This window comes from Streptococcus sp. HMSC076H09, from assembly GCF_001811765.1.
Lineage (GTDB): Bacteria > Bacillota > Bacilli > Lactobacillales > Streptococcaceae > Streptococcus > Streptococcus agalactiae.
Genome location: NZ_KV806614.1, coordinates 155,213 through 171,725, shown reverse-complemented (window position 1 = coordinate 171,725; position 16,513 = coordinate 155,213). Strand labels below are relative to the sequence as shown.

Here is a 16,513-nt window from a genome sequence, read left to right as displayed (position 1 = left end):
ATCTAGTCAAAGTCTTTGCCTTTGGCTAGGTTTTTGTATGGTTAAGTGGCCTTATAGTAGTAAAAAACCAACGTTATTGATAACGCTGGTTTTTATATTATTCAAAATCTGCTTTTGATTTAACGTCGCCGTATTCCTCAGGAATCTCTAAAGATAAAATTTCTTCATAACTAGGGAGGACAATCTCTTTACCGTATTTGTTACGGAGGGCAGTTGCCACAAGACGGTAAGCTAGATTAGCATTACGAGAAAGGATTGGACCGTGAAAGTATGACCCAAAAACATTCTTATAATGAACCCCTTCAGTATCATCTTCTTTGTTATTCCCATTTCCATAAATGACAGCTCCTAAAGGTTTTTCATCTTCTGATAAAAAGGTACGTCCTTGATGATTCTCAAAGCCATAATATGTTTCATTGAATTCATCGTTGTGAATCTTGATATCACCAATATAGCGATTATTATTTTGGTTTAGCGTATAGTGTCCCATAACGCCAATGCCCTCTATTCGTTCTCCATTAGCTTGAATATAGTATTGTCCTAAAAGTTGGAAACCTCCACAAATAGCAAGTACTACACCATTATTTTGAATGAATTTGTTAATGTCTTCTTTCTTACTGGGAAGATCGCGTGCAACAATGGCTTGTTCGTAGTCTTGTCCACCACCAAAAAATGCCATCTGATAATAGTTGGGATCAAATCTATCTTCTAATGAAACGATATCAAATGTCATTTGACATCCTAGTTTTTCTCCCACATATTTCATCATTAAGATATTCCCATTATCGCCATAAGTATTTAATAGGTTACCATAAAGATGAGCTACATTAAGAGTGTATTTATAATCTTTGGTAGTAGGAGATTTTAGTGAGGTATAAGTCATTAATTCATCTCCTTTCTGATAGCGTTGTGGTTAGCAAGAATTTCACGAAACTCCAGCATAGCTGTATATGTTGCTAAAATATAAGCATGCTCAGTCTCTTGCTGCTCAATCATTGCCATAATATCTTGCAGTTTATCAGCTTGTTTTATGCGTTTCTCATCATAACCAGTTACACGTAAGCGACGAGCAATTTCAGAGTGGCGAACACCACCAGCAAATATTTCTGGGATATTCATCGTGAGAATAGTTTCAAAATTAGCGTCCCAAATCCAAGAAGTATCAATACCGTCAGCATAATTGGCATTCAGTAGTACTGAGAGAGAGAACGGGTATGGAGCAAGTTTAATCATATCAAGAGCTTGACTAGCTCCTACCGGATTTTTAATCAGAACTAAAGTACATTTTTTATTTCCAATTGTAAAGGTTTCTTGACGACCAAAAACGGCACGGCTTTTATCAAATCCATCCTTAATTTGACTTGGTTCTACACCAAAATATTCAGCAACAGATACTGCCGCCAAAGCATTGTAAATATTATAAAGGCCACCCACGTTGATATTATATTGTTGGCCATCAATAACGAAACCTGATGAAGTATTTGTCAGATGTGTTAGCCTTGTTAAGGCATAATCAAGGTTTGGACGTTCAAAATCACAATTAGGACAAGTGTAGTCACCAAGGTTGGCATATGTGTTCAATCGATAAGTTAAAATTGCTTGACACTTTGGACAGAGAATACCCTCAGTATTATAGTGTGCTAATCGTGGCTCATGTTTGTCGGTATCAAATCCATAGAATTGCACAGGGTTAGTCACGCTTTTAGAATTAAAAAGTGGACTGTCACCGTTAGCTAAGATAGTAGCTTGCGGAGCGTTAGCAGCTCCATCTAAAATCATTTGATAAGTTGTGTAGATTTCGCCATAACGGTCCATTTGATCACGGAAAATATTGGTAAAGACGAACAAACTAGGCTTTATATACTGTGTAATACGGGGTAAACTCGCTTCGTCTATTTCAAGAACAGCTATTTTTTTACCAGATTTACTTTTCTTAGCTGTTAGGAAGGTCGAAACAATACCTGTAATCATATTTGCTCCACTTGGGTTGGTTACCACCTGACCGAAGGCTTCCTTTAAAATACCAACTGTTAAAGCTGTTGTTAAGGTTTTACCGTTAGTACCAGTCACAACTACAATTTCATAATCTTTGGCAATTGTATCTAGTATATCTTTATCGAATTTGAGTGCTAAACTACCCGGATAAGTAGAGCCACGTCCCATTTTACTTAAAAGGTAATGAGCAGACTTACCGGCAGCCACTCCTAGTGCTGTATTTATTTTCATAAAGATATTTTATCATAAAAAGATGCTTTCTTGCTAAAGAAAATATTATGAAAACATGGTATAATGTAGACGATAGAAAATAAGAAATCAAGGAGTTAAGCAAGAAACTCTTCGACAGGCTACCAGTAGAGAGGAAGATATGGATATTTTTTCAGCTATTGATTCAAAGTTTTGGGCGAGCATTATGGAAAATCCATGGATGATCCTTATTCATCTCATGGATATTATCATAGTAGCTGTTCTGATTTATAAATTTATCAAAGCGCTAGCAGGCACAAAAATTATGTCCTTAATTCAGGGCGTTATTTTGTTTATCATCATTAGATTTGTGTCAGAATGGATAGGGCTAACAACGATTACATTTTTGATGAATCAGATTGTTACTTATGGTGTAATTGCAGGTGTTGTCATCTTTGCTCCAGAGATTAGAACAGGTCTCGAAAAATTTGGGCGAACACCACAACTATTTACGCAACGTTCTCAATTAAGCAGTGATGAAAAGCTAGTAGATGCCCTTGTTAAGGCAGTTGCTTATATGAGTCCGCGTAAAATAGGAGCCTTGATTTCAATTGAACGTACCCAAACTTTGCAAGAGTATATAGCTACAGGTATCCCATTAGATGCAGATATTTCCAGTGAATTGTTAATTAATATTTTCATTCCTAATACACCACTGCATGATGGTGCTGTTATTGTAAAAGATAAAAAAATTGCTACAGCATGTTCGTACTTACCTCTATCAGAATCATCTTCGATTTCAAAAGAATTTGGAACACGCCACAGAGCAGCGATTGGTCTATCAGAGAATTCAGATGCACTAACAGTTATTGTTTCTGAAGAGACTGGTGGTATTTCTGTCGCTTTGAAAGGTGAATTTTTACATGATCTTTCTAAAGATAGCTTTGAAGCAATTCTGAGAACTCAGTTGATTCAAAATCAAGAGGAAAACTCAAAATTAGCTTGGTATAATCAACTATTGAGGAGGAAGTAGACATGAAAAAATTTTTTACAAATAAATTTTGGTTAGGCGTTGTCTCACTCTTTCTGGCTATTTTATTATTTTTAACGGCAACTGCAACAAGTATGAACCATCAAGACAATAGTAAGATTGCAGGAGCGTCTGAGACATATACACATACCCTAACAGATGTGCCAATAGACATCAAATACGATAGTGATGATTACTTTATTAGTGGATATTCTTATGGGGCAGATGTCTATATGTCATCGGTTAATCGTGTTAAGTTAGATTCTGAAATAAATGAGGATACACGAAAATTTAAAGTAGTCGCTGATTTGACAAATATGAAACCAGGGACTCACAAAGTGCCACTAAAGGTAGTAAATTTGCCATCTGGTGTAAATGCTACGGTTTCTCCAACAACAATTACAGTAACTATGGGTAAAAAGAAAACAAAAGAGTTTCCGGTTTATGGACATGTTAATGATAAGCAAATTAAAGCTGGTTATGCAGTCGATAAGATGTCAGTTGATGTGTCAAAAGTTAAAGTTACTAGTGATGAATCTATTATAGATCGTATTGACCATGTCGCTGCCAATATCCCTGATGATAAAGTTCTTGATGATGATTTTAACAAGACAGTTACTTTACAAGCTGTAACAGCAGATGGTACAGTATTAGCAAGTATTATTCACCCTTCTAAAGCAACTTTATCTGTCAAAGTAAAAAAATTGACCAAGACAGTACCGATTAATTTGATACCAGTAGGACAATTCAGCGATAGTATTTCAAAAATTAACTACAAGTTGAGTCAAGAAAAAGCAGTAATTTCAGGAACAAAAGAGGCTTTAGAAGCTATTTCTGTTATTAATGCTGAGGTAGATATTTCAGACGTAACTAAAAATACAGAAAAGAAAATTAATCTTTCTGCAAACAATGTTTCAGTTGATCCTGCTCAAGTAACAGTTCAATTGACAACTACTAAAAAATAATAGATAATAAAAACGAAAAAAATGGAGGTAGCGTTTTTCGCTAGAAAAAAATTATGGGAAAATATTTTGGTACAGATGGTGTTCGCGGTGAAGCTAATGTTGAACTGACGCCAGAATTGGCTTTTAAATTAGGACGTTTTGGAGGATATGTTCTAAGTCAACACGAAACTGATCGTCCGAGAGTTTTTGTAGCTCGTGATACTCGTATTTCTGGTGAAATGCTGGAATCTGCTTTGATTGCTGGTCTACTTTCAGTAGGTATTGAGGTTTATAAACTTGGTGTTTTAGCCACTCCTGGAGTGTCTTACCTTGTCCGTACAGAAAAAGCTAGTGCAGGGGTTATGATTTCAGCAAGCCACAATCCAGCACTTGATAATGGTATTAAGTTCTTTGGTAGTGATGGTTTTAAACTTGATGATGATCGTGAATTAGAAATTGAAGCTTTACTTGATGCGAAGGAAGACACTTTACCACGTCCATCAGCACAAGGTTTAGGTACTTTAGTAGATTATCCTGAAGGACTTCGGAAATATGAGAAGTTTATGGAATCAACTGGTATTGATTTAGAAGGTATGAAGGTTGCGTTGGATACAGCAAATGGAGCAGCAACAGCCTCAGCTCGGAATATCTTTTTAGACTTGAATGCTGATATAAGTGTTATTGGTGATCAACCAGATGGTTTGAATATCAATGATGGTGTTGGTTCGACACATCCTGAGCAATTACAAAGTTTAGTTAGAGAAAATGGTTCCGATATCGGTCTAGCTTTTGATGGTGATAGTGATCGTTTGATCGCTGTTGATGAAAATGGAGAGATTGTAGATGGTGATAAAATTATGTTTATCATTGGGAAATATCTTTCTGATAAAGGGCAGCTTGCTCAGAATACAATCGTAACAACGGTTATGTCAAATCTCGGCTTTCATAAAGCGCTCGACCGTGAAGGTATTCATAAAGCGATTACCGCTGTAGGAGACCGCTACGTGGTTGAAGAAATGCGTAAATCAGGATATAATCTTGGCGGGGAGCAATCAGGCCACGTTATTATCATGGATTACAATACTACAGGGGATGGACAATTAACAGCCATCCAATTGACTAAGGTCATGAAAGAAACTGGTAAGAAATTATCAGAGTTAGCTAGTGAAGTGACGATTTATCCTCAAAAATTAGTAAATATTCGTGTTGAAAATAACATGAAAGATAAAGCGATGGAAGTTCCTGCAATTGCGGAAATTATTGCTAAAATGGAAGAAGAGATGGATGGCAATGGTCGTATTCTAGTACGTCCTAGTGGTACTGAGCCTCTTCTTAGAGTTATGGCAGAAGCGCCAACAAATGAAGCAGTTGATTATTATGTTGATACTATCGCAGATGTCGTTCGTACAGAAATTGGTTTAGATTAAAACGGCGTTATTCTGCTATAAAGTCGTCAATGTTATAAAATAATAAAGAGAGGGAATTGGAGTGGAGCATCAAGCATACGCCTTTCTCTCTCTTTTTGATTTGAGAAGGGAGTTTAGAGAAAATGACTAAAGAAGCAAAATTATTATGGGCTAAACACAAGTATTTAGTCTTAAGTAAATCTCAGAAAATTTATTTGGATATTAGACAAACTTTGAAATCACCAAATTGTACCGTTTTAGACGTTCAGTCACTCATTGACCAAGCAGTGCTTTTAGAAGAATCACCATCACAAGTGACTAATGCTTATATGCATATATGGGGCTATTTTAAAAATAAGGCAGAGCGTCAAGAAAAAGAAGAATTTTTAACCTTGCTGGAAAAATACAGGAAAACAGGTTATCAACGAAGAAAACTGTTAGCTTTTCTAAAACAGCTATTAGCTAAATACCCAAATTCTTATTTACAAAACTCTTCTATTTTCGAAGAAGAGTAAAAGATTGATAGTTGAGGTATATAAATGAGATTATGGCATCAAGATATTATTGAGTTATTGCCTAGGCAGCAACTTTTAGGACAGCATAGAGAGTGTTGTGCATTGAGAGGGAATGGGTGGGGGAGAAAACATGAGACTGTTGATTATGTTTTTCGATATTCACCTTATAGGTTATTTGCATATCATCAATTAGTTATGGAAGAAATGATGGAGCGTGGGTATCGTGTATCTAAAGAATGGCTAATTGCAGAATATAGGGGAATGAAGTGCCCAAGATATGATACACTTAATCCTGTTGACTTGGAGACACCTATCTATCCTGAGCACAATCAAGACTATCTACAAGAATGTCTATGGAATTTAAAAGCAAAAGGAATTGACCTTCCTATAAATAAGATAAAATAGAGATTTATCTCTATTTTATTTTGGAATAAAAAGCTATATTATCAAGTTTTAGAGGAGTGTTTTTTTAAGGGCAAAGTGGTAAAATAGAAACATGTTAAAGAAACCAACCTCAGCATATGTACACATTCCATTTTGTACCCAAATATGTTATTATTGTGATTTTTCAAAAGTTTTTATTAAAAATCAGCCTGTAGACGCTTATCTTCAGGCTCTTATCCGTGAATTTCGGTCTTATGATATTACAGAATTGCGCACCTTATATATTGGAGGAGGGACACCTACATCTATAAGCGCTGTGCAACTGGACTATTTATTGACGGAGTTAATTAGAGATTTAAACCTAAATACTTTAGAGGAGTTCACTATCGAAGCTAATCCAGGAGATTTAACCGTTGATAAAATAGAGGTGCTTCAAAAGTCAGCTGTCAATAGAGTTTCTCTAGGAGTTCAGACCTTTAATGATAAACATTTAAAGCGTATTGGACGCAGTCACAATGAGGCACAAATTTATTCTACAATTGATGCTCTTAAAACAGCCGGTTTTCAAAATATCTCTATTGACCTAATTTATGCCTTACCTGGACAAACGATGGATGATGTTAGAAGTAATGTAGCCAAAGCTCTCTCTCTAAATATTCCTCATTTGAGTTTATATAGTTTAATTTTAGAACACCATACTGTATTTATGAATAAAATGCGTCGTGGGAAATTACATTTGCCAACAGAAGATTTAGAAGCCGAGATGTTTGAATATATCATTTCTGAAATGGAAAGAAATGGTTTTGAGCATTATGAAATTTCTAATTTTACAAAGCCGGGTTTTGAAAGTCGTCATAATTTGATGTACTGGGATAATGTAGAATATTATGGTGTTGGTGCAGGTGCTTCTGGTTATCTTGATGGTATTCGTTATCGTAATAGAGGGCCAATACAACATTATCTAAAGGGTGTTTCAGAAGGTAATGCAAGGTTATCTGAAGAAGTATTATCAAAAAATGAAATGATGGAAGAGGAGCTTTTCCTCGGTCTTCGTAAAAAAGAGGGTGTTTCCATCGGAAAATTTGAACAAAAATTTGGAACGTCCTTTGAGAAACGTTACGGTCAGATTGTTCAAGAACTCCAAAGTGATGGGCTTTTGAAAGAAAATAATGGTTTTATCCAGATGACTAAAAAAGGTCTCTTCTTAGGAGATACGGTTGCCGAGAAATTTATTGTGGAGTAAAAAATGGGTTTATTATATCGAGAAACTTACGAAGTGCCTTTTTATGAATCAGACACTAATCATTATATGAAATTACCGCAGTTGTTGGCTTTAGCGTTACAAATTTCAGCCAAACAATCTTTAAAATTAGGAATAGGCGATGACATCGTTTTTAAAAGATACGGATTGGTTTGGGTCGTTACAGATTATATTATTGATATTGAGCGTTTACCCAAGCATGCTGAAAAGATAGTCATTGAGACTGAAGCCAAAGCTCATAATAAATTATTGTGTTACCGCTATTTTTATATTTATGGTGAAGACGGGCAAAAAATAATAACGATTTCATCTGCTTTTGTCTTAATGGATTTTAAAACACGGAAGATTCATCCTGTTCTTGATGATATTACTTCAATTTACCAATCCCAAAGAATCAAAAAAGTTATTCGAGGGCCGAAATATCATCCCATTGGAGATAGTAAGGTTAAACAATACCATGTTCGTTATTTTGATTTAGATATGAATGGACATGTTAATAATAGTAAGTACCTAGAATGGATGTATGATGTGTTGGACTTAGATTTTCTAAGTAGCCACATTCCTAAAAAAATTGATTTAAAATATATTAAGGAAATCCAATATGGTACGGATATTAAGTCTCATTGGTATCAAGATGGTCTTGTGACACGTCATGATATTATTGGTGGCGATGCTATTCATGCTCAAGCTAGGATTGAATGGCAGGAAAAAAAGGAGGATTAAATGGCTTATAAAGGATATCTTATTGATTTAGATGGTACTATTTACAAAGGGAAAAGTCGTATCCCAGCAGGAGAGCGTTTTATCGAACGCTTGCAAGAAAAAGGCATTCCTTATATGTTAGTAACTAATAACACGACTCGCACACCAGAAAGCGTTCAGGAAATGCTTCGAGGTTTCAATGTTGAAACACCACTTGAAACAATCTATACCGCAACTATGGCTACGGTTGACTATATGAATGATATGAACCGTGGAAAAACAGCTTACGTTATTGGTGAAGAAGGGCTTAAAAAAGCTATTGCAGATGCAGGTTATGTGGAGGATACAAAAAATCCAGCCTATGTGGTTGTTGGTTTAGATTGGAATGTTACTTATGATAAATTGGCAACTGCTACGTTAGCAATTCAAAATGGTGCTTTATTTATTGGAACCAATCCAGATCTGAATATTCCTACTGAACGTGGTTTGTTACCCGGTGCTGGCTCCTTAAATGCTTTATTAGAAGCCGCAACGCGTATAAAACCAGTCTTTATTGGAAAGCCAAATGCCATCATTATGAATAAGGCACTTGAAATTTTAAATATCCCTAGGAATCAAGCAGTCATGGTCGGTGATAATTATTTGACAGATATCATGGCTGGTATTAATAATGATATTGATACTTTGTTAGTAACAACGGGTTTTACAACAGTTGAAGAAGTACCAGATTTACCAATTCAACCAAGTTATGTTTTAGCAAGTTTAGATGAATGGACATTTAATGAAGGATAAGTTATTAATAGTTTTAACTTGGATTTGGATTATATCGTTAGCAACTCTAGCTACAATTTATATTGCTTGGTTGATCTATCCTATAGAAATTCAGTTTTTAAAATTAGAAAAGGTTGTGTATTTAAAGGCTGAAACAATTTATTATAATTTTAATAAGTTGATGATATATCTGACTCATCCTTTTATCTCTGATTTAAATATGCCTAGCTTTCCTTCTTCAGAGGATGGTTTAAAGCATTTTGCGGATGTAAAATATCTTTTTACTCTAGCGCATGGGCTTTTTGTTATACTAACTTTTCCAGTTATTTATTTTTTAAGACGTGGATGGAAGCAAAAAAGTATCTTTCTATATGAAGGCTTCTTCAAGATAGCTATTATGTTGCCTATTTTTATTGTAGTATGTGCTTTTCTGTTGGGTTTTGATCAGTTTTTCACTCTATTTCATGAGGTGCTTTTTCCAGGAGATTCTACTTGGCAATTTAATCCTCTAACGGATCCAGTAATTTGGATACTTCCTGAAACTTTTTTCCTCCATTGTTTCATCATTTTTTTGTTAATCTATGAAACAATAACTATAATTCTTTTGATAATAGGTAGAAAACATTTAAAATTAAGAAAATATAAAAACAAAATGCAAGCCTTATAATAGCGCTTGCATTTTGTTTGCTATTTTTTTATAATACAAATATGAGAAATGTCGGAATTATAACAATGACATAAAAAAAGCACCGAATCGGTGCTCACTTTTTCAAGCTGAATACGGACTGGATTAAAAATCACTGCCTTATTTTAACGTGCTGTGCTGTTTCGAATAGTTCTAACAAAATTATTATATGTTATTTTAGTGTAATAATCAAGTAAAAAATAAAAATCAGCAAAGCTTTAAAACTTAAAACATACTTTAGGATATTTTAACAAATAACAGATGAAAGATAAAGATAATGCTTTTAAAACTCAAAAAAATAATATATAATTAAAGTATGTTTTAAAGGTGTTGTTTTTAGAATGGTGTTTTAAATAAAAGGAGAAAAGTTATGAATAAGCCATATTCAATAGGCCTTGACATCGGTACTAATTCCGTCGGATGGAGCATTATTACAGATGATTATAAAGTACCTGCTAAGAAGATGAGAGTTTTAGGGAACACTGATAAAGAATATATTAAGAAGAATCTCATAGGTGCTCTGCTTTTTGATGGCGGGAATACTGCTGCAGATAGACGCTTGAAGCGAACTGCTCGTCGTCGTTATACACGTCGTAGAAATCGTATTCTATATTTACAAGAAATTTTTGCAGAGGAAATGAGTAAAGTTGATGATAGTTTCTTTCATCGATTAGAGGATTCTTTTCTAGTTGAGGAAGATAAGAGAGGTAGCAAGTATCCTATCTTTGCAACAATGCAGGAGGAGAAATATTATCATGAAAAATTTCCGACAATCTATCATTTGAGAAAAGAATTGGCTGACAAGAAAGAAAAAGCAGACCTTCGTCTTGTTTATCTGGCTCTAGCTCATATCATTAAATTCAGAGGGCATTTCCTAATTGAGGATGATAGATTTGATGTGAGGAATACCGATATTCAAAAACAATATCAAGCCTTTTTAGAAATTTTTGATACTACCTTTGAAAATAATCATTTGTTATCTCAAAATGTAGATGTAGAAGCAATTCTAACAGATAAGATTAGCAAGTCTGCGAAGAAGGATCGCATCTTAGCGCAGTATCCTAACCAAAAATCTACTGGTATTTTTGCAGAATTTTTGAAATTGATTGTCGGAAATCAAGCTGACTTCAAGAAACATTTCAATTTGGAGGATAAAACACCGCTTCAATTCGCTAAGGATAGCTACGATGAAGATTTAGAAAATCTTCTTGGACAGATTGGTGATGAATTTGCAGACTTATTCTCAGTAGCGAAAAAGCTATATGATAGTGTTCTTTTATCTGGCATTCTTACAGTAACTGATCTCAGTACCAAGGCGCCACTTTCTGCCTCTATGATTCAGCGTTATGATGAACATCATGAGGACTTAAAGCATCTAAAACAATTCGTAAAAGCTTCATTACCTGAAAATTATCGGGAAGTATTTGCTGATTCATCAAAAGATGGCTACGCTGGCTATATTGAAGGCAAAACTAATCAAGAAGCTTTTTATAAATATCTGTTAAAATTGTTGACCAAACAAGAAGGTAGCGAGTATTTTCTTGAGAAAATTAAGAATGAAGATTTTTTGAGAAAACAGAGAACCTTTGATAATGGCTCAATCCCGCATCAAGTCCATTTGACAGAATTGAGGGCTATTATTCGACGTCAATCAGAATACTATCCATTCTTGAAAGAGAATCAAGATAGGATTGAAAAAATCCTTACCTTTAGAATTCCTTATTATGTCGGGCCACTAGCACGTGAGAAGAGTGATTTTGCATGGATGACTCGCAAAACAGATGACAGTATTCGACCTTGGAATTTTGAAGACTTGGTTGATAAAGAAAAATCTGCGGAAGCTTTTATCCATCGCATGACCAACAATGACCTCTATCTTCCAGAAGAAAAAGTTTTACCAAAGCATAGTCTTATTTATGAAAAATTTACTGTTTACAATGAATTAACGAAGGTTAGATTTTTGGCAGAAGGCTTTAAAGATTTTCAATTTTTAAATAGGAAGCAAAAAGAAACTATCTTTAACAGCTTGTTTAAGGAAAAACGTAAAGTAACTGAAAAGGATATTATTAGTTTTTTGAATAAAGTTGATGGATATGAAGGAATTGCAATCAAAGGAATTGAGAAACAGTTTAACGCTAGCCTTTCAACCTATCATGATCTTAAAAAAATACTTGGCAAGGATTTCCTTGATAATACAGATAACGAGCTTATTTTGGAAGATATCGTCCAAACTCTAACCTTATTTGAAGATAGAGAAATGATTAAGAAGTGTCTTGACATCTATAAAGATTTTTTTACAGAGTCACAGCTTAAAAAGCTCTATCGCCGTCACTATACTGGCTGGGGACGATTGTCTGCTAAGCTAATAAATGGCATCCGAAATAAAGAGAATCAAAAAACAATCTTGGACTATCTTATTGATGATGGAAGTGCAAACCGAAACTTCATGCAGTTGATAAATGATGATGATCTATCATTTAAACCAATTATTGACAAGGCACGAACTGGTAGTCATTCGGATAATCTGAAAGAAGTTGTAGGTGAACTTGCTGGTAGCCCTGCTATTAAAAAAGGGATTCTACAAAGTTTGAAAATAGTTGATGAGCTGGTTAAAGTCATGGGCTATGAACCTGAACAAATCGTGGTTGAAATGGCACGTGAGAACCAAACGACAGCAAAAGGATTAAGTCGTTCACGACAACGCTTGACAACCTTGAGAGAATCTCTTGCTAATTTGAAGAGTAATATTTTGGAAGAGAAAAAGCCTAAGTATGTGAAAGATCAAGTTGAAAATCATCATTTATCTGATGACCGTCTTTTCCTTTACTACTTACAAAACGGAAGAGATATGTATACAAAAAAGGCTCTGGATATTGATAATTTAAGTCAATATGATATTGACCACATTATTCCTCAAGCTTTCATAAAAGATGATTCTATTGATAATCGTGTTTTGGTATCATCTGCTAAAAATCGTGGAAAATCAGATGATGTTCCTAGCATTGAAATTGTAAAAGCTCGCAAAATGTTCTGGAAAAATTTACTGGATGCTAAGTTAATGAGTCAGCGTAAGTATGATAATTTGACTAAGGCAGAGCGCGGAGGCCTAACTTCCGATGATAAGGCAAGATTTATCCAACGTCAGTTGGTTGAGACTCGACAAATTACCAAGCATGTAGCTCGTATCTTGGATGAACGCTTCAATAATGAAGTTGATAATGGTAAAAAGATTTGCAAGGTTAAAATTGTAACCTTGAAGTCAAATTTGGTTTCAAATTTCCGAAAAGAATTTGGATTCTATAAAATTCGTGAAGTTAATGATTATCACCATGCACACGATGCTTATCTTAATGCAGTAGTTGCCAAAGCTATTCTAACCAAATATCCACAGTTAGAGCCAGAGTTTGTCTACGGAATGTATAGACAGAAAAAACTTTCGAAAATCGTTCATGAGGATAAGGAAGAAAAATATAGTGAAGCAACCAGGAAAATGTTTTTCTACTCCAACTTGATGAATATGTTCAAAAGAGTTGTGAGGTTAGCAGATGGTTCTATTGTTGTAAGACCAGTAATAGAAACTGGTAGATATATGGGAAAAACTGCATGGGATAAAAAGAAACACTTTGCGACAGTTAGAAAAGTCTTGTCATACCCTCAGAACAATATCGTGAAGAAGACAGAGATTCAGACAGGTGGTTTCTCTAAGGAATCAATCTTGGCGCATGGTAACTCAGATAAGTTGATTCCAAGAAAAACGAAGGATATTTATTTAGATCCTAAGAAATATGGAGGTTTTGATAGTCCGATAGTAGCTTACTCTGTTTTAGTTGTAGCTGATATCAAAAAAGGTAAAGCACAAAAACTAAAAACAGTTACGGAACTTTTAGGAATTACCATCATGGAGAGGTCCAGATTTGAGAAAAATCCATCAGCTTTCCTTGAATCAAAAGGTTATTTAAATATTAGGGACGATAAATTAATGATTTTACCGAAGTATAGTCTGTTCGAATTAGAAAATGGGCGTCGTCGATTACTTGCTAGTGCTGGTGAATTACAAAAAGGTAACGAGCTAGCCTTACCAACACAATTTATGAAGTTCTTATACCTTGCAAGTCGTTATAATGAGTCAAAAGGTAAACCAGAGGAGATTGAGAAGAAACAAGAATTTGTAAATCAACATGTCTCTTATTTTGATGACATCCTTCAATTAATTAATGATTTTTCAAAACGAGTTATTCTAGCAGATGCTAATTTAGAGAAAATCAATAAGCTTTACCAGGATAATAAGGAAAATATACCAGTAGATGAACTTGCTAATAATATTATCAATCTATTTACTTTTACCAGTCTAGGAGCTCCAGCAGCTTTTAAATTTTTTGATAAAATAGTTGATAGAAAACGCTATACATCAACTAAAGAAGTACTTAATTCTACTCTAATCCATCAATCTATTACTGGACTTTATGAAACACGTATTGATTTGGGTAAATTAGGAGAAGATTGATATGGCAGGTTGGCGAACTGTTGTTGTAAATACACATTCTAAGCTCTCTTATAAAAATAATCATCTGATTTTTAAAGATTCTTATCAGACGGAAATGATTCATCTTTCAGAGATTGATATTCTAATCATGGAAACGACAGATATTGTTTTGTCGACTATGCTGATTAAACGTTTGGTTGATGAAAATATTTTAGTCATATTTTGTGATGATAAACGCTTGCCAACAGCTATGTTAATGCCGTACTATGCTAGACATGATTCGAGTTTACAATTATCTAGGCAGATGTCATGGATTGAGGATGTCAAAGCGGATGTTTGGACATCAATTATTGCACAAAAAATTTTGAATCAGTCCTTTTATCTCGGTGAGTGTTCTTTCTTTGAAAAATCCCAGTCTATTATGAATCTCTATCATGATTTAGAATCTTTTGACCCTTCCAATCGTGAAGGTCATGCAGCTAGGCTTTATTTCAATACACTTTTTGGAAATGATTTTTCAAGAGAGCAGGATAATCCAATAAATGCTGGTTTAGACTATGGATATTCTCTGATTTTGAGTATGTTTGCGCGTGAAGTTGTTAAGTGTGGTTGCATGACACAATTTGGCTTAAAGCATGCTAATCAATTTAATCAGTTCAACCTAGCAAGCGATATTATGGAACCATTTCGCCCAATCGTTGATAGGATTATTTATGAAAATAGGCAGAGTGATTTTGTCAAAATGAAAAGAGAACTCTTTTCTATGTTTTCAGAGACATACAGCTACAACGGTAAAGAAATGTATCTTTCAAATATTGTCAGCGATTACACCAAAAAAGTTATTAAGTCGCTAAATAGTGATGGGAATGGAATTCCGGAGTTTAGGATATGAGTTATCGGTATATGAGAATGATTTTAATGTTTGATATGCCTACTGAAACAGTAGAAGAACGTAAGGCGTATCGTAAGTTTAGAAAGTTTCTGTTGAGCGAAGGTTTTATTATGCATCAGTTCTCTGTTTATAGTAAATTATTGCTCAATAATACAGCTAATAATGCCATGATAGGTCGGCTTAAAGTGAATAATCCTAAGAAAGGGAGTATAACTCTTTTGACAGTTACCGAGAAGCAGTTTGCAAGGATGGTTTATCTACATGGTGAACATAATATGAGTGTTGCCAACTCTGATAGTCGCTTGGTTTTCCTAGGAGATTCTTATGATCAAGATTAATTTTCCAATTTTAGATGAACCATTAGTGTTAAGTAATGCTACGATTTTAACGATAGAAGATGTTTCAGTTTATTCTTCATTGGTGAAACATTTTTATCAATATGACGTAGATGAACATTTGAAATTATTTGATGATAAGCAGAAAAGTCTGAAGGCAACGGAGTTAATGTTAGTTACAGATATCTTAGGATACGATGTCAACTCAGCACCTATTCTAAAGTTGATACATGGTGACTTAGAAAATCAATTCAACGAAAAGCCAGAAGTGAAATCAATGGTAGAAAAATTAGCAGCTACTATTACAGAACTTATCGCATTTGAGTGTCTAGAGAATGAGCTTGATTTAGAATACGATGAAATTACGATTTTAGAACTCATTAAGGCACTGGGAGTCAAAATTGAGACACAGAGCGACACTATCTTTGAAAAATGTTTTGAAATTATACAAGTTTACCATTATTTAACGAAAAAGAATCTCTTAGTTTTTGTTAATAGCGGAGCTTATCTTACCAAAGATGAAGTTATAAAATTATGTGAATACATCAATTTAATGCAAAAGTCAGTACTCTTTCTAGAACCTAGAAGACTCTATGATTTACCGCAATATGTTATTGATAAGGATTATTTCTTGATAGGCGAAAATATGGTATAATATTAGTAAAAGCACAGTAATAACAAGGAATCATCGAAACTGAAGTCCTGCTGAGACGAATGGCGCGATTACGAAAGCTCAAAAGAAAATTTTCTACGAGGTTTTAGAGCTGTGCTGTTTCGAATGGTTCCAAAACTATCGCAAATGAAACGGGCGCTTTTGCACTGTTTTAGAGCTGTGCTGTTTCGAATGGTTCCAAAACAAACGATACCTGATTTCTGTATTCTGTCGTAGTTTTAGAGCTGTGCTGTTTCGAATGGTTCCAA

The 16,513-nt window shown here is 34.5% G+C and carries 15 protein-coding genes and 1 CRISPR repeat array; of the genes, 13 read left to right on the top strand and 2 right to left on the bottom strand.

Going from position 1 to position 16,513, the window contains the following annotated elements; genetic code table 11:
* Positions 1–97: 97 nt before the first annotated feature.
* The gene (gatD, locus tag HMPREF2818_RS07905; protein WP_000222746.1) at positions 98–883 is read right to left on the bottom strand and encodes a lipid II isoglutaminyl synthase subunit GatD; all 786 of its coding nucleotides are present in this window, start codon (positions 881–883) and stop codon (positions 98–100) included.
* A complete protein-coding gene (gene murT / locus HMPREF2818_RS07900; RefSeq protein WP_000700877.1) occupies positions 883–2,226 on the bottom strand; it encodes a lipid II isoglutaminyl synthase subunit MurT in 1,344 nt (447 codons plus the stop codon). Before murT ends, gatD begins: the two co-directional genes overlap by 1 nt.
* Positions 2,227–2,365: 139 nt before the next feature.
* Here murT and cdaA point away from each other — a divergent pair, with 139 nt between their 5' ends.
* From cdaA to csn2, 13 genes are all read left to right on the top strand, one after another.
* Positions 2,366–3,217, top strand: coding sequence for a diadenylate cyclase CdaA (gene cdaA, locus HMPREF2818_RS07895; protein ID WP_000350949.1), 852 nt, complete (start codon positions 2,366–2,368; stop codon positions 3,215–3,217).
* A gap of 2 nt (positions 3,218–3,219) precedes the next feature.
* A complete protein-coding gene (locus HMPREF2818_RS07890; RefSeq protein ID WP_000713236.1) occupies positions 3,220–4,179 on the top strand; it encodes a CdaR family protein in 960 nt (319 codons plus the stop codon).
* Positions 4,180–4,232: 53 nt separating this feature from the next.
* Positions 4,233–5,585, top strand: a complete 1,353-nt coding sequence (gene glmM / locus HMPREF2818_RS07885; RefSeq protein ID WP_000521427.1) for a phosphoglucosamine mutase — start codon at positions 4,233–4,235, stop codon at positions 5,583–5,585.
* Between the two features lie 122 nt (positions 5,586–5,707).
* The gene (locus HMPREF2818_RS07880) at positions 5,708–6,079 is read left to right on the top strand and encodes a YbgA family protein (protein ID WP_000159235.1); all 372 of its coding nucleotides are present in this window, start codon (positions 5,708–5,710) and stop codon (positions 6,077–6,079) included.
* 24 nt (positions 6,080–6,103) lie between these two features.
* Positions 6,104–6,484 carry a TIGR02328 family protein gene (locus tag HMPREF2818_RS07875; RefSeq protein WP_001241816.1) on the top strand — a complete coding sequence of 127 codons (381 nt, stop codon included), beginning with the start codon at positions 6,104–6,106 and terminating at the stop codon, positions 6,482–6,484.
* A 91-nt stretch (positions 6,485–6,575) separates the two neighbouring features.
* On the top strand, positions 6,576–7,706 hold the full coding sequence (gene hemW / locus HMPREF2818_RS07870; RefSeq protein WP_000914658.1) for a radical SAM family heme chaperone HemW: 1,131 nt from the start codon (positions 6,576–6,578) through the stop codon (positions 7,704–7,706).
* Between the two features lie 3 nt (positions 7,707–7,709).
* On the top strand, positions 7,710–8,447 hold the full coding sequence (locus HMPREF2818_RS07865) for an acyl-ACP thioesterase domain-containing protein (protein ID WP_000523795.1): 738 nt from the start codon (positions 7,710–7,712) through the stop codon (positions 8,445–8,447).
* Complete coding sequence (locus HMPREF2818_RS07860) at positions 8,448–9,218, top strand: TIGR01457 family HAD-type hydrolase (RefSeq protein ID WP_000323544.1); 771 nt, start codon at positions 8,448–8,450, stop codon at positions 9,216–9,218.
* Positions 9,208–9,864, top strand: coding sequence for a TIGR01906 family membrane protein (locus HMPREF2818_RS07855; protein ID WP_000653350.1), 657 nt, complete (start codon positions 9,208–9,210; stop codon positions 9,862–9,864). The genes HMPREF2818_RS07860 and HMPREF2818_RS07855 overlap by 11 nt, the downstream gene beginning before the upstream one ends.
* A gap of 388 nt (positions 9,865–10,252) precedes the next feature.
* Positions 10,253–14,386, top strand: a complete 4,134-nt coding sequence (cas9, locus tag HMPREF2818_RS07850) for a type II CRISPR RNA-guided endonuclease Cas9 (protein ID WP_001040102.1) — start codon at positions 10,253–10,255, stop codon at positions 14,384–14,386.
* A gap of 1 nt (position 14,387) precedes the next feature.
* Positions 14,388–15,257, top strand: coding sequence for a type II CRISPR-associated endonuclease Cas1 (cas1, locus tag HMPREF2818_RS07845; RefSeq protein WP_000929491.1), 870 nt, complete (start codon positions 14,388–14,390; stop codon positions 15,255–15,257).
* Positions 15,254–15,595 (top strand): CRISPR-associated endonuclease Cas2, encoded by a 342-nt coding sequence (cas2, locus tag HMPREF2818_RS07840; protein WP_000122197.1) that lies wholly within the window; start codon positions 15,254–15,256, stop codon positions 15,593–15,595. The genes cas1 and cas2 overlap by 4 nt, the downstream gene beginning before the upstream one ends.
* On the top strand, positions 15,582–16,247 hold the full coding sequence (csn2, locus tag HMPREF2818_RS07835) for a type II-A CRISPR-associated protein Csn2 (RefSeq protein ID WP_000590706.1): 666 nt from the start codon (positions 15,582–15,584) through the stop codon (positions 16,245–16,247). The genes cas2 and csn2 overlap by 14 nt, the downstream gene beginning before the upstream one ends.
* Positions 16,248–16,347: 100 nt before the next feature.
* Positions 16,348–16,513: a CRISPR direct-repeat array (repeat unit 33 nt; unit sequence GTTTTAGAGCTGTGCTGTTTCGAATGGTTCCAA).